Consider the following 19,629-nt stretch of genomic DNA (forward strand, 5'->3'; position numbering starts at 1 on the left):
CGAACGCCTCGGCAATGACCCGAATGTCGCAGCGCGCGGCACGCGGAGTAACCGGTGCTGCCGGACGGACGCACCTCCCGAGATTATCGACACAGTGTCGATTTTAGTCGACACCGCGTAGAGTCGGTGGCGACGACGTCCCAGGACAGGAGCACCCGATGTCCCCCAAGACCTTTCTCATCACCGGCGTCAGCAGCGGCCTCGGCCGGGCCTTCGCCCAGGGCGCGCTCGACGCCGGGCACACCGTCGTCGGCACCGTGCGCCGGGAGGGCGACCTCGGCACCTTCGAAGCCCTCGCACCGGGGCGCGCGCACGCCCGGCGGCTCGACGTCACCGACGACGACGCCGTGTTCGCGCTCGTCCGGGAGGTCGAAGCCGGGATCGGGCCGATCGACGTGCTCGTCGCCAACGCGGGCTACGGCCACGAAGGCGTCTTCGAAGAGTCGCCGCTCGCCGAACTGCGCGCGCAGTTCGCCACGAACGTCTTCGGCGTCGCCGCGACCGTGCAAGCCGTGCTGCCGCACATGCGGAAGCGGCGGTCCGGGCACGTCTTCGCCGTCAGCTCGATGGGCGGGCTGATGACCGTGCCCGGGCTCGCGTTCTACTGCGGCAGCAAGTACGCCGTCGAAGGGATGCTCGAAACCGTCGGCAAGGAGGTCGCCGGCTTCGGCGTCCACGTCACCCTCGTCGAGCCCGGCTCCTTCCGCACCGACTGGGCCGGCCGCTCGATGGTGCGCACCGAACGGTCCGTCGCCGACTACGACGAGCTGTTCGCCCCGATCCGCGACGCCCGGCAGGCCGCCAGCGGCAACCAGCTCGGCAACCCCGCCAAGGCCGCCGAAGCCCTCCTCGCGGTCGTCGACGCCGCCGAGCCGCCCACGCACCTGGTGCTCGGCTCCGATGCCCTGCAACTGGTCGCGGCCGGCCGTTCCGCCGTCGACGCGGACATCGAGAAGTGGGCGGATCTCTCGCGGTCCACGGACTTCCCCGACGGGCACCGGATCGCCGCGAACTAGGATCCCGCCATGGCCACGACGCGCAAGCGGCGCGACGCACCGCGCAAGGGCGACCTGCGGGAACAGGCGATCCTCGACACCGCCGAAACCCTGCTCGAACGCGAGCACGTCGAGCCGATGACCGTGGAGACCATCGCGAAGGGCGCGGGGATTTCCCGCGCGTCGCTGTACTTCTACTTCGGGTCCAAACAGGACGTGCTCACCGCGCTCGTCGCCCGCACGGTCGCCGTCCTCGGCGAGGACGCCCGCACCGCCTCCGCGGAAACCGCTTCGGCGCCCGCCGAGACGGCGCGGGCGGCGGTGCTGCTGACCGCGAAGATGTGGCGCGAACACGGCCCCGTGATGCGCGCGGCCGTCGAGCTGTCCCCGACGGTGCCGGAGATCGCCCGGCTGTGGAACGGCACGGTCGACCGCTACGCCGAGGCGATGACGGCGGTGCTGCGGCGAGCGGGCGTGCCCGGCGGTGACCAGCCGGCCGCACTGGCGCGCGCGTTGTGCTGGATGACCGAACGCGTCTTCTACCACGCGTCGCGGGCCGGGGAACCGGGCGAGCTGGACGCCGCGGCCGAGACCTGCGCCGAGGTCTGGCGCCGCGCCATCACCGCCGGCTGAGCGGGCCGCCTCTTCCCCGATCCCGGTTCCGCGGCTACCATTCCGACTCACTGGGAGCGCTCCCAGTCGTCTCGGGCGCGGCGAGGACGGAACACTTCACGGTCGTTCGAAGGAGAACGTGCATGCGAAGCAGAACCGTGGCCGCCGGTGCGGTCGGCGCCCTGGCGGTGAGCAGCGTCGTCGCGCTGACCACCTGGGCCGGTGCCGAAGCCGCCGGGTCGGTCTTCTACGTCGATCCCGGGACCAACGCCGCCAAGTGGGTCGCCGCCAACCCCGGTGACTCGCGCACCGCCGTCATCCGGGACCGGATCGCCGCCGTACCCCAGGCCCGGTGGTTCACCACGACCAACACGTCCACCGTGCGCGGTGAGGTGGACGCCTACACCGGGGCCGCGGCCGCCGCCGGGAAGATCCCCATCCTGGTCGTCTACGACATCCCCAACCGCGACTGCGGCGGGGCCAGCGGCGGCGGGGCGCCGTCGCACGACGCCTACCGGGCCTGGATCGACCAGGTTGCCGCAGGTTTGGCCGGGCGACCCGCGGCGATCGTGCTCGAACCCGACGTGCTGGCGCTCATGACGAACTGCCAGAGCGGCGACCAGCAGAGCCAGACGACCGCGTCGATCGCCTACGCGGGCAAGCGGCTCAAAGCCGCGTCCTCCCAGGCGAAGGTGTACTTCGACATCGGGCACTCCGCCTGGCTTTCGCCCGCCGACGCGGCCGCGCGGCTGCGGGCCGCCGACGTCTCGAACAGCGCCGACGGCATCGCCACCAACGTCTCCAACTACCGCGCCACCGCCGACGAAGCCGCGTTCGACAAGGCGGTCCTCGGCCAGCTCGGCGACTCGCGGCTGAAGGCCGTGATCGACACCAGCCGCAACGGCAACGGCCCGCAGGGCAGCGAGTGGTGCGACCCCGCCGGACGCGCGATCGGCACCCCCAGCACCGACCAGACCGGCGACAGTGCGATCGCCGCCTTCCTGTGGGTGAAGCCGCCGGGTGAGGCGGACGGCTGCCTCGCCGGCGCCGGCCAGTTCGTGCCGCAGCGGGCCTACGACCTGGCCGTCGCCGCCGGGCCGGTCCCGACCACCACGCCGACGACCACCCCCACGACCCCCACCAGCAGCACCCCGCAGCCGACCGGGGGCTGCAAGGTGACGCACCGCGTGGTCAGCACGTGGTCGACCGGGTACACCGGCGAGATCGTCGTCGAAAACCGCGGCGCGCCGGTCAGCAGCTGGACGCTCACGTTCGCCGCGCCAGGGGTGACCGTCGGCCAGGGCTGGAACGGCAGCTGGACCGACACCGGCGACGTCGTCAAGGTGGACAACGCGTCCTGGAACGGCAGCCTCGCCACGAACGCGTCCGCGACGATCGGCTACAACGCGACCTATACCGGCGGCACGCCACCGTTCCAGTCCGCGACGCTCAACGGAACCGCCTGCGGCTGACACCGTTCCCGCGAGGTCACGGCGGTGTGCCCGGCAACCCGGGCGCACCGCCACTCGCGCGGGTCGCACGGGCGGCCAGATCCGCGAAGGCCGTCCGCAGCTCCGGCGGACCCACCACCTCGACCTCGGCGTCGAACCGCAGCAGGCCGGCCGCCAGTGCCGGCCACGACCAGGAACCCGTGCGCAGCAACGTCTTTCCCGGCGCTATCTCCTCGGCGACGCCGTCGCCGGCGAACGGCGCCACCTCGGCGAGTGGCAGGCCGAGGATCACTTCGCCCTGGCACGGCCACGCGTCGGTGGTGGCGGAGCCCTTGAACCGGGCGGCGAGGAACGTCGCGACGTCGCCGCCGGGTACCTCGCGCGGCGTGAACCGCGGGCCGTTCGGCACGCGCAGCTCCAGCCGGTCGACGCGGTACGTCCGCCAGTCCTCGCGGGCGGCGTCCCAGCCGACCAGGTACCAGCGGCCGCCGCGGACGACGAGGTGGTGCGGCTGGACCTGGCGCCGGCGAGGCGGATCTCCGTAGTCGAACCGCACTTCCTCGGTGGCGCGGATCGCCGAGCTGAGCGCGAGCAGCACGTCGGTGCCGACTTGGGTGCCGCGCGCGGCCGCGGTGATCTCGAGCAGGTCGACGCGCTGCCGCAGGCGTGACGGCATCACCTGGCGCACCGTGGCGAGGGCGCGGGCGGCGGCTTCTTCGATGCCCGCGCCGGTCCCGACGGCGATCCGCAGGGCCACCGCGAGCGCAACCGCCTGCTCTTCGTCGAACAGCAGCGGCGGCATCTGGCTGCCGGCCTCGAGCCGGTAACCGCCTTCCGGCCCCTTGACCGCCTGGACGGGGTAGCCGAGTTCGCGCAGCCGGTCGACGTCGCGGCGCACGGTCCGCTCGCTGACGCTCAGCCGGTCGGCGAGCAGCGCGCCCGGCCAGTCCCGGCGGACCTGCAGCAGGGACAGCAGCGAGAGCAGACGACCCGAGGTCGCCGTCGAGGAGGCGGTCGGCACGACTTCGATGATGCCACGAGAAGCGGACGTTCCCTGACCGCTACTGCTGACAGTGTGGCTCTCGTCGGATCACCACTCGCAAAGGACCACCATGTCGCTCACCGCTTCCACCCACCTCAACTTCACCGGCCAGGCCCGCGCGGCCCTCGAGTTCTACGCGTCGGTCTTCGGCGGCCAGGCCACGATCGTCACCTACGCCGACTTCGGGATGCCCGCCGAGCTGCCCGACGCGGGCAAGGTCGTCTTCGGCCAGGTCACCGCGGACAACGGCTTCCGGGTGCTGGCGTACGACGTCCCCGGCACCGACGGGCCGGCCACCCCGGCCGCACCCACCACCCGCCGCGAGAACGGCACCACGATCACGAAGGAGCCGTTCTTCCTTTCGGTCCGCGGGTCCTCTGTGGACGAGGTCGCGCCGCTGTGGAAGGGCCTCGCCGAGGGGGCGACGGTCATCGAGGAGTTCGGCCCGGCCCCGTGGGCGCCCGCGTTCGGCATGCTGGCCGACCGCTTCGGCGTCACGTGGATCGTCGACGTCGCCCAGGGCTGAAACGTTCGCGCGGTGGGGTCGCCTCACGCGCCCCACCGCGCCCGACCATCGGAGAACCGCTGTGCAGACCCGTCCCCTGGGCCGGACCGGCATCCAGGTCAGCGCTTTTTCCCTCGGCACGATGATGTTCGGGCCGTACGGCAACCCGGACCCCGAGGCGTGCGTCCGGATCGTCCACCGCGCCCTCGACCACGGCATCACCATGATCGACACGGCCGACGTCTACGGCGGCGACGGCGAGAGCGAGCGCATCGTCGGGAAAGCCCTGCGCGGCCGCCGCGACGACGTCGTCCTCGCGACGAAGGGCAACGGCCCGATGGGCCCCGGCCCGAACCGGCGCGGCAACTCGCGGCGGTGGATCGTCTCCGCCGTCGAAGGGTCGCTGCGCCGGCTCGGCGTCGACCACATCGACCTCTACCAGCTGCACCACCCCGAGCCCGGCACCGACATCGAGGAGCCGCTGAGCGCGTTGACCGACCTGCTGCGCGCGGGCAAGGTGCGGGCGATCGGGCACTCCAACCTCCCGGCCTCCGACATCGTCGAGGCGCAGTGGGTGGCGCAACGGCGTGGCCTGGCGCGGTTCCGCACCGAGCAGCTGCACTACTCGATGCTCGACCGCGGCGTCGAACGCGAGATCCTGCCGGTCTGCCAACGCCACGGCCTCGGGGTGCTCGTCTGGAGCCCGCTGTCGATGGGGCTGCTGTCCGGCCGGCACCACAGTCCGTCGGCCGGCCGCCTGCACTGGGTGCCGCGGCACCTGACCGACCAACGCAAGCTCGACGCCGTCGAAGCGCTCGTCCCGCTCGCCGACCAGGCCGGGATTCCCCTGCGGCACCTCGCCTTGGCGTTCGTCACCGCGCACCCGGCGGTCGCGTCGGCGATCATCGGCCCCCGCACGGAGGAGCAGCTGGACGACCTGGTCGCCGGTGCCGGGGTGGCCCTCGACGACGAGTTGCTCGACCGGATCGGCGAGATCGTCCCGCCGGGCACCGACCTCGGCCCGATCGACGTCGCCTACGAGCCGCCGCACCTGCGCCGGGCCACGGGCTGATGCGCCCGGCCCCGGCAGTTGGCAGACTGTCGGCATGGCCGAAATCGAGGGTATCGACGTCACCGCCGCACCGAGCGGAACCGGCTGCGCGGAATGCCTCGCCGCCGAAGGCTGGTGGGTCCACCTGCGGCGCTGCGCCCAGTGCGGCCACATCGGCTGCTGCGACAGCTCGCCCGCCCAGCACGCGACGGCGCACTACAAGGCGACCGGGCACCCGCTGATCCGCAGCTTCGAACCGGGCGAGGACTGGTTCTACAGCTTCGAAACGGGCGAGGCGTACGACGGCCCCGCGCTGGCCCCGCCGGAGCACCGCCCGGTCACCCAGCCGGTGCCGGGCCCCGAAGGCCGCGTGCCGGAGGACTGGCAGACGCACGTCCACTGAGCCAGGAGCCGGCGGCGCTGCCTCGGCCGCGGATTAGCCAAAAGTAGAGTGCGCGCGTCAGCGGGACATCGCGCGGGCGTGCAGGTGCTCTAGAGCGTCGAGGACGATCGTGCGGCCGTGCCAATCCAACCAGCGGCCCGCGTCCGCGCAGACCCGGTCCACCAGCTCCAGTTCCGGCGTTCCCGGCAGGTCGGCCGCGTGGTCGTGGTGCGTGGTCAGCACGCCCGCGCACGCGCCGTCCGGGGTGAGGATCGGGGTGCTCTGCGCCGCTCGCGCGCCCGTCTGCAGGACGGCGTCGCGGTGCTCGGCCGTGTACACCGGGCTCGACGCGACGTCGGGGACGACGACCCGCTCGCGGCGGTGCTGCGCCTGGGTGCACGCCGCGCCGCTGTCCAGGTGGGTGAACAGGTCCACGTACTGCCGGCCGAGGCCGTGGTGGTGCTCCAGCGCGAGGCCGCCGGCGAGCGGTTCGACGCTGTGCACCGCCGCGTGCGGCGCGCCGGTCACGCGCACGGAAACGGTGAGCGCGGCGGTCAGGAGCGCGGGCGGGGTGCGGCCCGCCGGCTGCAGGGCGGTGGCCGGTGCGGCGCGGCGGGTGCGGCCGGGGAACCACACCGGCCCGGCGGGCGCGGGCACGGCGTGCACGGCCGCGGCGAGCGTGCGGATGGTGACGTTGTGGCTCTGTGACGCCTCCCGCACCAGTTCGAACGCCTCGTCGGCCGTCGCCAGCCCGTAGCGCTCGCACAGCACGTCGAGCGCGCCGGCGATCCGCGCGCGGTTGCGTGCCCGGCGCGCCTCGACCGCGTCGTTCGACGCGGTGGCGTTAAGCCGGGCGAGCGCTTCGGCGCGCGTGGGCGCGACGGTCATGCGGCGGTCCGCCTGCCGCAGGCTCCAGGCGACGAACCGGTCGCGGGTGACGACGACGAGCCGGTGCCGCCGCCGCAGCGCGAGGTCGTGCAGGCGCACCAGCGTCCGGACGACGACGGCGGAGACGAGCGTCGCCCCGGCGAGGTCGACGACGACGTCCTCGTCGAGAGCGCCGACGACGCGCTCGATGTGGGGCACGGCGGTCATGTCGAGCTCACCATGCCAGGCCAGCGTGCGGACGCCGCCGGAGCCGGCGCGGCGCAGCGTGCCGGTGGTGGAGTGGTGCTGTTCGGACATTCGCGTACCCCAAAGCTAGGCCAGGGAATCTGGCACGCCACTCTGCTGGACGCGGAAGCCGGGAGTTTACTTTGGCAGATCCGTCGGCCGGGCGCGACCGGGACGCCGGCGGCCCCCGAACGGCGACCGCCGGCGTATCCGGAACCACACACCTGCGGGTGGCGTTCCGTTTGTCCGGGGCGGGCCCGGGTACGGGAAGGCATGTCCCTCAGCACGGCGTGCACGGTCTGGCAGGTGCGTCCGGTCGGCGGTTCCCGGTACCGGGTGCGCTACTGCTGCCGCGGCGGCCCGGCGGGCACGTTCGACTTGGTGCTGGGCACCCGCGAGGACCTGCCCCCGGTCGCCGACGCGGACCTGGTGCTCGCGGCGGCGGGGGTGGTCATCGACACCGTGCTGCGGGCCGGGCTCGACGTGCCGCCCGAGACGGACCTGGAGAGCCTGGCCCGCGCGGACCCGGAGTTCGTCCCGGAACTGCGGCGGCGCCTGGGCGCGGTGCCGCAACCCCTGTGAACGGGAGGACCCATGTCGAAGGTGACCATCGACGACCTGCGCGGCCTGCTGGCGTCGTCGCTGCCGGACCCGGTGCTGGTGCTGACCGGCGGGCGGCTGCGGATCGAGCCGGCCGACGCGGAAACCGCCGGCGCGAGCGACGTCATCACCCGCGCGGACCTGCGGGCCAGGCTGGACGGCGAGGAAGCGACCGACCGGGAACTGGACCTGATCGCGGCGACGCTCACCACCGCGATCGTCCAGCGCGGCGGCTGAACCCCGTCAGCCGCCGCGGGCGGCCCGGTCCCTCAGAGGATCGGCGTGCCGCCGGTGACCGCGACGCGCGCGCCGGACACGTAGCTGCCGTCGTCGGACGCCAGCAGCACGTACACCGGGGCCAGTTCCGCCGGCTGGCCCGCGCGGCCCAGCGGCACCTGCTGCCCGAACGACTCGACCGCCTCTTCAGGCATCGTCGACGGGATCAGCGGCGTCCAGATCGGGCCCGGCGCCACGCTGTTGACGCGGATCCCCTTCGGGCCCAGCAGCTGCGCCAGCGCCGCGCACATGTTGGCGACGCCCGCTTTCGTGACGTCGTAGGGCATCAGCTGCGGGGTCGGGTTGTCCGAGTTCACCGACGAGCTGCCGATGATCGACGCCCCCGGCTTCAGGTGCGGGACGGCGGCCTTGGCGAGGTGGAAGAACGCGCTCAGGTTGGTCGCGAGCGTGTGGTCCCACTCCTCGTCCGGGATCTCCTCCAGGGTTTCGTGCGTCATCTGGAAGGCGGCGTTGTTCACCAGGACGTCGAGCCGGCCGAACTCCTCGACCGCCCGGCCGACCAGGGCGCGGCAGTGCGCCGGGTCGGCGACGTCACCGGGGACGACGACGGCCTTGCGCCCGGCCTCCTCCACCCAGCGCTGCGTCTCCTTCGCGTCTTCGTGCTCGTTCAGGTACGAGATCAGGACGTCGGCGCCTTCGCGGGCGTACGCGATCGCCACCGCGCGGCCGATCCCGCTGTCCGCGCCGGTGATCAGAGCCGCCTTGCCGGTCAGCTTGCCGGAGCCGCGGTAGGTGTGTTCGCCGTGGTCGGGCCGCGGGGTCATCTGCTCGGTGGAGCCGGGCGGGTTCTGCTGCTGGGCGGGCTGGGACACGGCGGACTCCTCGGGCGGGGGCAGGACCCGAGGCGAATACCCGTCGATAACGAGTTCACACAAGCGTCCGACAGGGCGTAACGCGTCACCCGATCGGTCGATAACTCGTTCGTGTCCGGACCACCCGGACCTTCACGAGGGGACCCTTCTCCATGTCTCGTTTCCACTGGTCGGCGCTCGTCGCCGCCGGGGCGGCCGCCGCCCTGATCTGCACGGGGTGCTCGAGCACTGCCGGCACCGCCGAACCCGCCGCCGCGGCCGGCTCGGCGTCGGCGCCGACGTCCGCGACCCCCGCGGCCGCCTCGCTCGACGCCGCGAAGGCGGGCACCGCCGTCGTCGAAGCCGCGAAGCAGGCCAAGGCCGTGCACGTCCGCGGCGTCGTCTCCGAGGGCGGGAACCTCAACCTCGACCTGCAGCTCAACCCGGACAGCGCGAGCGGCACCGTCGTGCAGGACGGCCTGGAGATCCCGGTCCTGCGCACCGGCGACAAGTACTTCTTCCGGTTCAGCGACTCGCTGATCAAGAAGGCGGGCATCCCGGCGTCGGTCGGCAAGCAGCTCAAGGACAAGTGGGTGCCCTCGACGTCGCAGATCGGCGCCGGGATCGGCGAGGCGTTCAAGCAGTTCCTCGACTACAAGACGTTCACCGACAACACCGTCGGCCAGCTGGACTCCACCAGCTTCACCGCGAGCGGCCAGACCACCACCGACGGCATCCCGGCCCTCACGTTCACCTCCTCCGACGGCACCGCGACCATCGCCGCCGCCGAACCGCACTACCTGCTGCGCATGCAGGAGCCCAAGAGCGGCACGCTCGAGTTCTCCGACTGGGACAAGCCGACGACCGTCACCGCCCCGAAGGCCTCGGAGATCTACTCCGGCCCCGGGGCCTGACAACCTCAGTGCAGTTCGGTCGTGTAGCCGCCGTCGACGGTGACCGTGGTGCCGGTGATGTTCGCCGCCACCCGGTCGCTGGCGAGGAACACGGCCAGGTTCGCGATCTCGGCCGGCTTGGTGAAGCGGCCGGTGACGGCGTGGGCGGCGGCCTCGTCGGCGACCGACCCGGCGTCCGCCCCGGTGGTCGCCGCGATCGTCTCGGCGACGCCGCCCACGCCGAGCCACAGGTCCGTGGCGACCGGGCCCGGGTTGATCGCGTTGGCGCGGACGCCGCGTGGCCCGAACTCCTTCGACACCGACTTCGTGAAGCTGACGAGCGCCGCCTTCGCCGCGCTGTAGTCGATCACGCCGGGATCGGGCAGGGTGGCGTTGATCGACGCGATCGTGACGACGCTCCCCCGCCCGGCCGTCACCATCGACGGCAGCACCGCGCGCGTGGCCCGCACCGCGCTCAGCAGGTTGAGCGTGAGCGACCGCGTCCACTCCTCGTCGGTGACCAGCAGGAAGCCGTCCGGCCGCGGCGTGACGGCGCCGACGTTGTTGACCAGGACGTCGACGCGCCCCAGCTCGGCGAGCGCCAGCTCCACGAGCCGGCCGGGGCCCTCGGGCGTGCCGAGGTCGACGGCCAGCGCGTGCGCCTTCCCGGCGCGGACGAGCGCCTCCAGGCCGGGCCCCGGCTCGCGGGCGCCGGCCACGACGTGGGCGCCTTCGGCGACGAGGGCTTCGGCGACGGCGAGGCCGATCCCGCGGCTGGCCCCGGTGACGACGGCGACCGCGCCGTCCAGACCCAGGTCCACGGGCCTAGACCCCGTGCTCGCGCAGCCAGCCGAGCACGGCGTCGGCGACGTCGCGCCAGCCGCTGTCGACGGTCAGCGAGTGGCCGCGGCCCTCGAACTGCTTCAGCTCGGTGACGGCGGTGGAGTCCCGGTACTGCTTGAGCGTCGAGCGGGTGACGACGTCCGGGACGGTGTGGTCGGCGGTGCCGGAGACCAGCAGCAGCGGGCCGCGGTCCGCGCGGTGGGTGTCGACCTTCGCCTGCGAGTGCAGGACGAAGTTGGCCGCCGCGGCCTGGAACAGCGGCCGGGCCGGCGACGGGATCGTCCACCGCCGGAACAGCTCGGCCGACTCCTCGTCGCTCAGCGCGTTGCCGAAGCCGAACCGGAACTCCTTCTCGGTCAGCGAAACGGACCGGTGGAGGTTCGCGGGGTTGCCGAGCGCGGGCAGGCCGGCGCGCAGCTGGGCCAGCGGCAGCGGCAGGACGCCCTTGATCTGCGCGGGGTCGATCGCGACGCCGGCGAGCCCGATGCCCTGGCCGAGCAGCTTTTCGGTGATCAGGCCGCCGAACGAGTGCCCGACGACGACCGGCGGCCGGTCGAGGGCGGCGATGATCGACGCGTAGTGGTTCGTGGCGTCGTCGATCCCGATGTCCGCGACGGCGTCGGGGTTGTTTCGCGCTTCCTCGACGGTGGCGGGTTCGTTCGGCCAGCCGGGCGCGACGGGTGCGTACCCGGCGGCCCGGAAGTGCTCGATCCAGGGGTCCCACGACGTGGCGTGCAGCCACAGACCGTGGATGAACACGACCGGGGTTCCGGTGTCCGCCATCGCTTCCTCCGCTTCGTGCAGGTTCTCCGCTCAGCCAACCCGATCCGCGGCCCCGGCGTCCAAGACCTGGTGCGTGCGCATCGATAGCCGGGGTGGCATCGTTGGTGCGCTGCTTCTGTTTCGTCGCGCGGGAAGGCCGGGATGGACCTCGACCTCAGGCTGGTGCGGTACTTCGTCGCGGTCGCCGACGAGCTCCACTTCGGACGGGCCGCCGCCAAGCTGTTCATCAGCCAGCCGGCGCTGTCCAAGCAGATCCGCCGGCTCGAAGCCGACGTCGGCGCGCCGCTGCTGGTGCGCGACAGCCGCCACGTCACGCTGACCCCGCGCGGCGAGCGGTTCCTGCACCACGCGCGGCAGCTGCTGGCCACCGCCGAGCAGATGCTGCGCGAGCCCGCGCCGAACCGCGTGCGGGTCGCGCACATCTTCGAGCTGGACACCAGCCGCGTCGTCGCCGACGCGTTCGTCGCCGCCCACCCCGGCGTCCAGGTGGTGCAGAGCCAGATGGACAGCGCCCGCCAGCTCGCCGCGCTGCTCGACGACCACCTCGACGTCGCGGTCATCCGCGTCACCGCCGCGCTGACGGCCGAGTTCCCGGCGGGCTGGCGGCACGAGCGGCTGCGGCTGGAGCCGTTCCGGCTGGTCGGCAGGCCCGGCGACCCGCGGCGCGCGGTCGCGTCGCTGCACGAGCGTCCCCTCGAAGTGTTCGCGGACGCTCCCGGCACCGCGCTCTACAACGTGCACGGCCGGTACCTGACGTCGCTGGAGCAGCAGACCGGCCTGACCCTGCGCTGGCTGGGCAACCCCGGCACGTTCGAGCACTGCCACGCCGCCCTCGGGCGCGCGACCGACAGCGCGTTCCTGCTGGAGTTCGACAGCTACGCCCGCCGGTACGCCTCGCGCGGCGTGCCGGTCCACCGGCCGCAGGAGCTGCAGCCGGTGTACCCGTGGTCGCTGGCGTGGCGGGACGGCGAGCCGCCGGAGCCCGTCCGCGAGTACCTGCGGATCGCCCGCGAAACCGCGGGCCGGCACCGCTGGCTGCACCCCGAGCGGGCCGACGCCGCGCCGCTGTGGGCGCCGCCGGAAGACCTCGCCTGACGCGTGTCAGCCGGCGTGTCAGGCCGGTGGCCGCCGGGTGTCAGCGCGCCCGGACATCGTGGTTCTCGTCCCCACCGACGGGGGCCCGGAACCACAGGAGACCACGATGCCGAACTTCACCACCCCCGCCCCGATCACCGCCGTCCTGGACCTGCCCGCCGGGCGCGTCCACCTCGCCGCCGGCGACCGGGCCGACACGACCGTCGAGGTCCGGCCCGCCGACCCGGGCAGGAACCGCGACGTGAAGGCCGCCGAGCAGACCACCGTCAGCTACGCCGACGGCGTCCTCGAGGTGCGGGCCCCGCAGGGCAGGAACGCGTACCTCGGTGCCACCGGCGCGATCGAGGTCGTCGTCGGGCTGCCGGCCGGTTCGGACGTGCGGGCCACGACCGCCGCGTCGGAGCTCGTCGGCACCGGCCGCCTCGGCGACGTCGCCTTCGAGGGCGCCTACCGCCTGATCCGGCTCGACGAGGTGGCGAGCGTCCAGCTCACCGCGACCGACGGCGACGTCGAGGTCGGCCGCCTGGACGGCCCGGCGCGCATCACCACGGCGCGCGGCGACATCCGCATCGCCGAAGCGGTCCGCGGCGACGTCGTGCTGGACACCCAGAAGGGCGCGATCACGGTCGGCGCGGCACCGGGTGTGTCCGCGTCCCTGGACGCGGGCACGTCGTACGGCCGCATCGACAACGGCCTGAAGAACACCCGGAAGCCCGAGCTGGCGATCAAGGCGACGACGTCGTACGGCGACATCGTGGCCCGGAGCAAGTGACGGCTAGCGAGAGCCGGCGCCGATGCAGACGAAGCCGGCCGATGCCGCCAGTGCGCCGGGTCCGTCGGCCGCCACCTTCTGCTGCGCGGACGCCAGCGCCGCCGCCGGTGCCTCGCCCGCCGCGAGGCGCCGGTGGACCTCCGTCATCAGCGGGGTCGTCGCGAGATCCGGCACCGGCACCACCGACGCGACGAGCTGCGCGGTGCCGCGTTCGATGAACGTGGCGCTCAGGCCGAGCAGCTCGTTGCCCGGGCACACCACCGACCGGCCGACGTCGCACGCGGCGAGCAACACCGTCTCGGGCACGCGGGGCAGGCGCCGCACGTCGTGGCCGAGGAGCGGGCCGTCGTGCAGGCGCAGCGCCGAGAACAGCGGGTTGTCCACCGCCAGCGTGCCGTGCGCGGCCAGGTGCACGGTGCCCGCCGTGGTGAGCGCCGCCAGAACGGCCTCGACCGTCGCGGCTTCGTCCACCAGAGCGGTCCGCCCGTGGATCCCCGCGACCGCCAGTGCCTCTTCGCGAGCGCCCGGCAGTCCCGGGCCGCCCGCGACGGCGACGGCGCGCGCCGGGCCCGGCGGCCGGGTCGCCGCCGCGTGCCAGAGCGTCGCCGACGGCGAGACGGCCACCGGGCGGCCCGCGCACGACGGCAGCACCGCCCACGGCACGTTGTGCAGGATCCCGGTCGGCACCACGACCAGCGGACGGTCCCCCAGCTCGGCCGGCGGCCCGAGCACCACGGCGTCGAGGCGCGCGCCCGCGCCGTGCAGGAACCGCTCCACCGACGGGTCGGCCGCGCGAGCAGCCAGCTTGCGCAGCGCGAAGGGGATCCGGTCCAGCAGGCCGGCCACCTCGGCCACCGGGCCGAGGGTGTGCAGCCGCAGCCGACCTTCGACCAGGCACAACCCCAGCAACGTCCCGTCGACCTCGACGAACTCCAGCAGCGCGCGCTCGCCGAGGGCATCGGCGAGGTCGTCGACGGACACCGGACGCGCCGGCGCGTCGCCGCCCGCGGCGGGCAGCAGCCGGCTGCGGTCGCGGATCCGCCGTTCCAGCTCGACCTGCCGGTGCGGCAGCCGTCCGGTGGGCGAGCCCGCGGCCCGGGCCTGTTCGAGCGCCCCGGCGGTGGCCCGCAGCCGCGGCAGGAGCGCGGCCAGTTCGGGGTCGTCGGGCGGCAACGCCGGGCGGTGCAGCAACCGGCTCGCCCGGCCGCGTTCCGCCCACTCGAAGACCCCGCGCACCCGGCCCTCCTCCAGCGCGACGCGCAGCCCGAGGCCGACGAGGTCCGCGCGGTGCGACGCCGAGTACGCCCGCAGGTCGCTCGCGCCGAGCGCGGCGTGGTGCTCGTCCAGGATGCGCAGCCCGGTCCGCGCGGCGGTGAGCGCGCCGCGCGGGTTCTCACGGCGACGTCGCAACGCCTCGGCGTACCAGCCGCGTGCCCGCAGGGTCGCCGGCCCCGATCCCCGCCGCGCCCGGGCCGCGACGGCGAGGTGTTCCGCGGCGACGGCCGTCCGCCCGCGGGCCTCGGCGAGCCGGGCCGCGTCCACCCGGGCCTGCACCGCCGCCAGTGGCCGGCCGTTCGCGTCCAAAGTGGACACCATGGTTTCCGTTGCCGCGCCGCTGATCCGGCTGCTTTCACCGGCGCCGAGCTGCGCGCGCAACTGCGCCGAACGCGCGAGTGCGGCCCACTGTTCTCGTCCCTGTGCGGTGAACGCGCGCAACGCCGTGCGGGCCTGCTCCGCGGCCGTCGCCCAGTCTTCGTCCAGCAACGCGATCTGCGCGAGCAGCAGCCGCATTTCGGGCACCTTCAACCGCCGGTTCTCCGCGGCGAACACGCGCACCGCGCGCTCGGCCGTCCGGCGCGCCTCGGTGACGAGCCCGACCGACAGCAGCAGTTCGGCCCGGTCCTGCAGCACCGGCGCGAGCTGCCCGCCGTGCGCGCCGATGATCTCCTCGGCCCGGTCGAGGCAGGCGAGCGCGGCCGGGACGTCGCCGCGCTGGCTCTCCACGAACCCCAGGTTCTCCGCGATGATCCCGACGACGAGGTCGCGGCCGAGCTCCCGCGCGAGGACGTCGGCCTCGGCCAGGTCGCGGACGGCGGCGTCGAACTCGTAGCGCTCGGCGTGCAGGATCCCCCGGTTCATCAGCGCGCGCTGCAACCCGAGCCGGTCGTCGCCGCGCCGCAGTTCCCGGACCGCGGCCTGGTAGTCGACGGCCGCCTCGTCGAGCCGGCCGACGTGGTAGCGGATCACCGCGCGCTGGGCGAGGACCTTGCCGATGCCGTCGAGCTCCCGCACGGCGACGTCGATCTCGCGCAGCGCGGCCCGCGAGCTGCCGCGCTGCACCAGCGCGAACGCCAGCTTCATCCGGCTTTCCCCGGCGAGCGCCCGCCGGCCGGCGCGTTCGCCGTGCCGCACCGCGCGGCGCAGGTGCCGCACGGCCTCGCCGACTTCGCTGCACTGCAGCAGCGCGTGGCCCCACGCCTGCTCGGCGAGCGCGGCGGCGCGGGGATCCCGTTCGCGCAGTGCCCGCCGGACGGCCCCGGCCGCGGCCGGAACTGCCCTTCCGGGCTGCAGATCGGCCAGCCGCATGGCCGCCAGGGCTTCGGCGAGCGCCGACTCCGCCACCATGGACACCAGCATTCCCGGCGGCGCGGTCCTCCGCCAGCGCGTATCAGCGCGAGCCCCGCGCACGTCTGTAGAGGTGCCACCACAGCGAGGAGGGATTGCCGTGTACTACCTGCCCGACGTACCCGAAGACGCCCCGCCCGACGAGCTGATCGTCGACCTGCGCCAACGCCCGCTCGTCGAAGCGGCGCTGCGGGACCTCGGCATCATCGTCACCCGCGCCGGCGAGGTCGAGCCGTTCGACCTGGCCAAGCTGGAGCTGACCTACGGTCTGAGCATGGCCCCCGATCTGCCGTTCGTGATGGAGATCGACGCGGTGCTCTTCGAACTGCGCCGCCGGTTCGCCGCGCGCAGCGGCGGCTGGGTCCCGCTGCTCGGCAAGAACCGGAAGCTGAGCAACCAGTTCGGCGCCTACCCGCAAACCCAGTCCCAAGGCGACTTCGACCCCGTGCAGGCGACCCGGCCGGACACCACCGGCGCCGCCCCGGCGACCGGCCGCGGAGTCCGGGTGGGGGTCCTCGACACGAAGCTGTACCGCCACCCCGACCTCGACGGGCACTACGAAACCCCGGCCGGGGACACCACCTTCGACCTGCCCGGCCCCGGCACGGCCACCCCGTGGGAGAACGGGCACGCGACGTTCGTGGCCGGACTGATCCTGGCCCAGGCGCCGGCGGCGACCCTGGTCGTGCGGGACGTCCTGGACTCGGACGGCCGGGCGAGCGCGTGGGACACGGTCGTGGAGCTGGCCGGGTTCCTCGAGGACGGCATCGACGTGCTCAACCTCGCGATCGGCACGCGCGCCCAGGACGGCAACTGCCCGCTGATCGTCCAGCGCGCGATCGAGCGGCTGAGCCCGCACATGATCATCGTCGCCGCGGCCGGCAACCACGGCGGGATCCCGGGGATCCGCAACGGTCTCACCCGAACCTCGCCCACTTGGCCGGCCGCCCTGACCGGGGTCATCGCGGCCGGGGCACCAAGGCGGACGGCACCCGGGCGCCGTACAGCCCCGACCTGCCGTGGGTCACCTGCACCGCCCTCGGCGACGAGGTGGTCAGCACCTACCTGTCCGGCAAGGTGACGCTGCGCGGCGGGGGCGTGCAGGACTTCGAGGGCTACGCGAGCTGGCGGGGGACCTCGTTCTCGACCGCCACGGTCAGCGGGGCCATCGCCGCCGGCACGAAACCCGGCGAGGTGACCGCGACCGGGGCCTTCCACGCGGCACTGGCCACCGGCGACGTCGTCAAGAAGTTCGCTTGGCAGGACGAAGCCTTGTTCACCTGACAGGGCTCAGGGGACGACGACCAGCTTCCCGCTCGCCTGGTCGTCTTCCATGTACCGGTGGGCGTCGGCTATCCCGTCCAGCCCGAAGACGCGGTCGACGTTCGGCCGGTACACCCCGGCCTCCACCTCGCCGACGATCCGCTGCAGCACGTCGGTGCGGCCCTTCATGTCGTCGCTGTGGAACGCCGTCAGGCGGGTGCCCGACGGGATCATCGCCACCGGCTGGAAGTCCGCGATCGACCAGCCGCTCAGCGATCCCGCGACGCAGACGGTGCCGCCCCGGCGGACCAGGCGGAGGGAGTCCACCGCGGTGCGGGCGCCGACCAGGTCGAGCACGTGGTCGGGGCCGTCGGGCCACGGCAGCTCCAGGGGCCCGCCGTCGTCGATCAGGACGTGGGTGACGCCGGCCGCGGTCAGCGCGGGCGCCTTGTCCGGGCGGCGGGTCGTCGCCGCGATCTCGGCGCCGTGGCCCGCCGCGATCGACGCCGCCGCCAGCCCGACCGACGACGTCCCGCCGCGGATCAGCAACCGGGTCGGGCCGATGCCCAGCGCGTCCAACGCACCCTGGGCGGTCAGGTACGTCTCGGGCAACGCGGCCAGGACCTCCCACGGCAGCGCCGTCGTGAGCGGCATCAGCAAAGCGTTGGGCAGCAACGCGTATTCCGCGTAACCGCCGTCGAACTCCCGGCCCATCTCGCCCATCACCGCCGCGACGGTCGTGCCCTCCGGCAGCGCCGGATCGGTCGACTCGGCCACGACCCCGACGCACTCGATGCCGAGCACGCGCGGGAACCGCACATTCGGCGAATGTCCTTGCCGGGTCCGCAGTTCCGACCGGTTGAGGCCCGCGCCCAGCACCCGGACGAGGCTCCAGCCCGCCCGCACCTCCGGCACCGGCACCTCACGGACTTCCAGGACCTCCGGGCCACCGGCTCCGACGCAGACCGCCGCGCGCATAGTCGTGCTCACGGGCGCGACCGTGCCACGCCGGAGTTCCGCCGGGCAACGCCTTTTCGCGCGGTAGTGCCTGCGCTACCGGCGATCCGGTGGCCCGCGCTACTGATCTTCGTGCCGGATTCGAGCAGCATTTCCGTTACCGATCCGGACATGGAGGAGAAACGATGCGCAAGGGTGTGGCGATCTTGACCGTGGCGGGCCTGCTGGGCACCATTACCACGGCGGCGGCCGCGGACACGAGGTCTCCGGTGCAGGACAGTCTCGACGCACTGGTGAGCCAGGAGAAGTTCCCCGCGGCGCTCGCCTGGGTGGGTGACCGCGGCGGGTCCACGTCGCTGGTCGCCGGGTCCGCTCGGCTGGACCGGCGGGTGCCCGTGCCGCGCGACGGCCGGGTCCGCGCGGGCAGCAACACGAAGACGTTCACCGCGGTCGTCGTCCTTCAGCTGGTCGCCGAGGGCAAGGTCGCGCTCGACGCGCCGATCGAGCGGTACCTGCCCGGGCTGGTGCGCGGCGAGGGCATCGACGGCCACGCCATCACCGTCCGGCAGCTGCTGCAGCACACCAGCGGGCTGCCGAACTACACCGCGTACCTCGGCGTCGAGAACTTCGAGGACGTGCAGCACAAGTTCTTCCAGCCCCACGACCTGCTCGCCGCGGCCCTGGCGCACCCGGCGGACTTCGCGCCCGGGACGAAGTGGGAGTACAGCAACACCAACTACCTGCTGGCCGGCCTGCTGATCGAGCGCGTGACCGGGCGCCCGGTGCAGGAGCAGATCACCGAGCGCGTGATCCGGAAGGCGGGGCTGCGCGACACGTACTGGCCGCAGCCGGGCGACCAGACGATCCAGGGGCCGCACCCGCACGGCTACGCCCTCGCGGACAGCACGGGCACGAAGGTCGTCGACGCGACCGAGATGGACCCGTCGTGGGGTGGCGCGGCCGGGCAGCTGATCTCGACGCCGAGCGACCTCGCGAAGGTCGCCCGGGCCCTGCTCGACGGCAAGCTGCTGCCGCCCGCGCAGCTCGCGGAGATGCGCAAGACGGTCGACGCGCCGCTGTTCCCGGGCTGGCAGTACGGCCTCGGCGTGTTCCGCGTCCCGCTGAGCTGCGGCGGCGTCTACTGGGGCCACGGCGGCGACATCCCCGGCTACGAGACCCGCGGCGGCGCCACCGAGGACGGCCGGTCGGTCGGCCTGGCGGTGACCGCGCTGCCGGGCACCTTCGGCGACGGCGAGAAGGCGGCGAAGGCCGTCCTGTCCGCAGTGGACACCGCGTTCTGCTCGTGACGGGCAGGCGGGTCCGCTTGGCCCGGCGGTTCCCGGGTAACCGGGTGCCATGACCGAAGCCGAGAACGGACCCATCACGCCCGACGCGCCCCGCCCGCCCGGCACGCCGGAGCTCGACCTCGACGTCCCGATCCCGGAGACGGACCGCGAGGAGCCCGAGCACCAGGACGTCGGCGACGACGACGCGGAGCCCGAACCGCCCAGCTGATCACCGGATCGAGGGAAATCTCGGTGCCGTCGGTGGTCTTCGGG

22 protein-coding genes are annotated in these 19,629 nt (G+C 73.7%); 15 read left to right on the forward strand and 7 right to left on the reverse strand.

The window, feature by feature from the left end:
* Positions 1 to 158 precede the first annotated feature (158 nt).
* The 3 genes from ACIQWX_RS30645 to ACIQWX_RS30655 all read left to right on the forward strand — a co-directional run bounded on the left by ACIQWX_RS30645 (position 159) and on the right by ACIQWX_RS30655 (position 3,079).
* Positions 159 to 1,016 (forward strand): oxidoreductase, encoded by an 858-nt coding sequence (locus tag ACIQWX_RS30645; RefSeq protein ID WP_400878283.1) that lies wholly within the window; start codon positions 159 to 161, stop codon positions 1,014 to 1,016.
* A 9-nt stretch (positions 1,017 to 1,025) separates the two neighbouring features.
* Positions 1,026 to 1,628: a TetR/AcrR family transcriptional regulator gene (locus tag ACIQWX_RS30650; RefSeq protein WP_400878286.1), complete on the forward strand. Its 603-nt coding sequence runs from the start codon at positions 1,026 to 1,028 to the stop codon at positions 1,626 to 1,628.
* A gap of 137 nt (positions 1,629 to 1,765) precedes the next feature.
* Positions 1,766 to 3,079: a glycoside hydrolase family 6 protein gene (locus tag ACIQWX_RS30655; RefSeq protein ID WP_400879760.1), complete on the forward strand. Its 1,314-nt coding sequence runs from the start codon at positions 1,766 to 1,768 to the stop codon at positions 3,077 to 3,079.
* Between the two features lie 16 nt (positions 3,080 to 3,095).
* Here the strand turns inward: ACIQWX_RS30655 and ACIQWX_RS30660 are convergent, their stop codons facing one another.
* Positions 3,096 to 4,079, reverse strand: coding sequence for a helix-turn-helix transcriptional regulator (locus ACIQWX_RS30660; protein ID WP_400878289.1), 984 nt, complete (start codon positions 4,077 to 4,079; stop codon positions 3,096 to 3,098).
* Positions 4,080 to 4,170: 91 nt separating this feature from the next.
* On the opposite strand from ACIQWX_RS30660, the gene ACIQWX_RS30665 reads away from it, so the two are divergent.
* The 3 genes from ACIQWX_RS30665 to ACIQWX_RS30675 all read left to right on the forward strand — a co-directional run bounded on the left by ACIQWX_RS30665 (position 4,171) and on the right by ACIQWX_RS30675 (position 6,059).
* Entirely contained in the window at positions 4,171 to 4,626 is a 456-nt protein-coding gene (locus ACIQWX_RS30665) for a VOC family protein (RefSeq protein ID WP_400878292.1), read from the forward strand.
* Between the two features lie 61 nt (positions 4,627 to 4,687).
* Positions 4,688 to 5,677, forward strand: a complete 990-nt coding sequence (locus ACIQWX_RS30670; protein WP_400878294.1) for an aldo/keto reductase — start codon at positions 4,688 to 4,690, stop codon at positions 5,675 to 5,677.
* A 34-nt stretch (positions 5,678 to 5,711) separates the two neighbouring features.
* Entirely contained in the window at positions 5,712 to 6,059 is a 348-nt protein-coding gene (locus ACIQWX_RS30675) for a UBP-type zinc finger domain-containing protein (protein ID WP_400878297.1), read from the forward strand.
* A 57-nt stretch (positions 6,060 to 6,116) separates the two neighbouring features.
* Here the strand turns inward: ACIQWX_RS30675 and ACIQWX_RS30680 are convergent, their stop codons facing one another.
* Positions 6,117 to 7,223 (reverse strand): STAS domain-containing protein, encoded by a 1,107-nt coding sequence (locus ACIQWX_RS30680; RefSeq protein ID WP_400878299.1) that lies wholly within the window; start codon positions 7,221 to 7,223, stop codon positions 6,117 to 6,119.
* 201 nt (positions 7,224 to 7,424) lie between these two features.
* Between ACIQWX_RS30680 and ACIQWX_RS30685 the strand changes: the two genes are divergently transcribed.
* A complete protein-coding gene (locus ACIQWX_RS30685) occupies positions 7,425 to 7,733 on the forward strand; it encodes a hypothetical protein (protein WP_400878302.1) in 309 nt (102 codons plus the stop codon).
* 12 nt (positions 7,734 to 7,745) lie between these two features.
* Positions 7,746 to 7,988 carry a hypothetical protein gene (locus ACIQWX_RS30690; RefSeq protein ID WP_400878304.1) on the forward strand — a complete coding sequence of 81 codons (243 nt, stop codon included), beginning with the start codon at positions 7,746 to 7,748 and terminating at the stop codon, positions 7,986 to 7,988.
* Between the two features lie 32 nt (positions 7,989 to 8,020).
* Here ACIQWX_RS30690 and ACIQWX_RS30695 read toward each other — a convergent pair whose 3' ends face one another.
* A complete protein-coding gene (locus ACIQWX_RS30695) occupies positions 8,021 to 8,812 on the reverse strand; it encodes an SDR family oxidoreductase (RefSeq protein ID WP_400879763.1) in 792 nt (263 codons plus the stop codon).
* 200 nt (positions 8,813 to 9,012) lie between these two features.
* Between ACIQWX_RS30695 and ACIQWX_RS30700 the strand changes: the two genes are divergently transcribed.
* A complete protein-coding gene (locus ACIQWX_RS30700) occupies positions 9,013 to 9,753 on the forward strand; it encodes a hypothetical protein (protein ID WP_400878307.1) in 741 nt (246 codons plus the stop codon).
* Positions 9,754 to 9,758: 5 nt separating this feature from the next.
* On the opposite strand, the gene ACIQWX_RS30705 is transcribed toward ACIQWX_RS30700, so the two are convergent.
* Together ACIQWX_RS30705 and ACIQWX_RS30710 are read right to left on the reverse strand one after the other, a co-directional pair.
* The gene (locus tag ACIQWX_RS30705; protein WP_400878310.1) at positions 9,759 to 10,553 is read right to left on the reverse strand and encodes an SDR family NAD(P)-dependent oxidoreductase; all 795 of its coding nucleotides are present in this window, start codon (positions 10,551 to 10,553) and stop codon (positions 9,759 to 9,761) included.
* Positions 10,554 to 10,557: 4 nt separating this feature from the next.
* Positions 10,558 to 11,358: an alpha/beta hydrolase gene (locus ACIQWX_RS30710; RefSeq protein ID WP_400878313.1), complete on the reverse strand. Its 801-nt coding sequence runs from the start codon at positions 11,356 to 11,358 to the stop codon at positions 10,558 to 10,560.
* Between the two features lie 141 nt (positions 11,359 to 11,499).
* Here ACIQWX_RS30710 and ACIQWX_RS30715 point away from each other — a divergent pair, with 141 nt between their 5' ends.
* Entirely contained in the window at positions 11,500 to 12,453 is a 954-nt protein-coding gene (locus tag ACIQWX_RS30715; RefSeq protein ID WP_400878316.1) for a LysR family transcriptional regulator, read from the forward strand.
* 106 nt (positions 12,454 to 12,559) lie between these two features.
* Positions 12,560 to 13,225 carry a DUF4097 family beta strand repeat-containing protein gene (locus tag ACIQWX_RS30720; RefSeq protein ID WP_400878319.1) on the forward strand — a complete coding sequence of 222 codons (666 nt, stop codon included), beginning with the start codon at positions 12,560 to 12,562 and terminating at the stop codon, positions 13,223 to 13,225.
* A gap of 3 nt (positions 13,226 to 13,228) precedes the next feature.
* Here the strand turns inward: ACIQWX_RS30720 and ACIQWX_RS30725 are convergent, their stop codons facing one another.
* Positions 13,229 to 15,850, reverse strand: a complete 2,622-nt coding sequence (locus ACIQWX_RS30725) for a CHAT domain-containing protein (protein ID WP_400878322.1) — start codon at positions 15,848 to 15,850, stop codon at positions 13,229 to 13,231.
* Positions 15,851 to 15,950: 100 nt separating this feature from the next.
* On the opposite strand from ACIQWX_RS30725, the gene ACIQWX_RS30730 reads away from it, so the two are divergent.
* Both ACIQWX_RS30730 and ACIQWX_RS30735 read left to right on the forward strand, forming a co-directional pair.
* Positions 15,951 to 16,931 carry a S8 family peptidase gene (locus ACIQWX_RS30730; RefSeq protein WP_400878324.1) on the forward strand — a complete coding sequence of 327 codons (981 nt, stop codon included), beginning with the start codon at positions 15,951 to 15,953 and terminating at the stop codon, positions 16,929 to 16,931.
* Entirely contained in the window at positions 16,901 to 17,134 is a 234-nt protein-coding gene (locus ACIQWX_RS30735) for a hypothetical protein (RefSeq protein WP_400878327.1), read from the forward strand. The genes ACIQWX_RS30730 and ACIQWX_RS30735 overlap by 31 nt, the downstream gene beginning before the upstream one ends.
* 6 nt (positions 17,135 to 17,140) lie before the next feature.
* Here ACIQWX_RS30735 and ACIQWX_RS30740 read toward each other — a convergent pair whose 3' ends face one another.
* Positions 17,141 to 18,103, reverse strand: a complete 963-nt coding sequence (locus ACIQWX_RS30740; RefSeq protein ID WP_400878330.1) for a zinc-binding dehydrogenase — start codon at positions 18,101 to 18,103, stop codon at positions 17,141 to 17,143.
* A gap of 152 nt (positions 18,104 to 18,255) precedes the next feature.
* On the opposite strand from ACIQWX_RS30740, the gene ACIQWX_RS30745 reads away from it, so the two are divergent.
* Together ACIQWX_RS30745 and ACIQWX_RS30750 are read left to right on the forward strand one after the other, a co-directional pair.
* A complete protein-coding gene (locus ACIQWX_RS30745) occupies positions 18,256 to 19,377 on the forward strand; it encodes a serine hydrolase domain-containing protein (RefSeq protein ID WP_400878333.1) in 1,122 nt (373 codons plus the stop codon).
* Between the two features lie 49 nt (positions 19,378 to 19,426).
* Positions 19,427 to 19,585, forward strand: a complete 159-nt coding sequence (locus ACIQWX_RS30750) for a hypothetical protein (RefSeq protein ID WP_400878336.1) — start codon at positions 19,427 to 19,429, stop codon at positions 19,583 to 19,585.
* Positions 19,586 to 19,629: the final 44 nt, after the last annotated feature.

This window comes from Amycolatopsis sp. NPDC098790 (genome assembly GCF_044759945.1).
In the GTDB taxonomy this organism is placed as follows: Bacteria; Actinomycetota; Actinomycetes; order Mycobacteriales; family Pseudonocardiaceae; genus Amycolatopsis.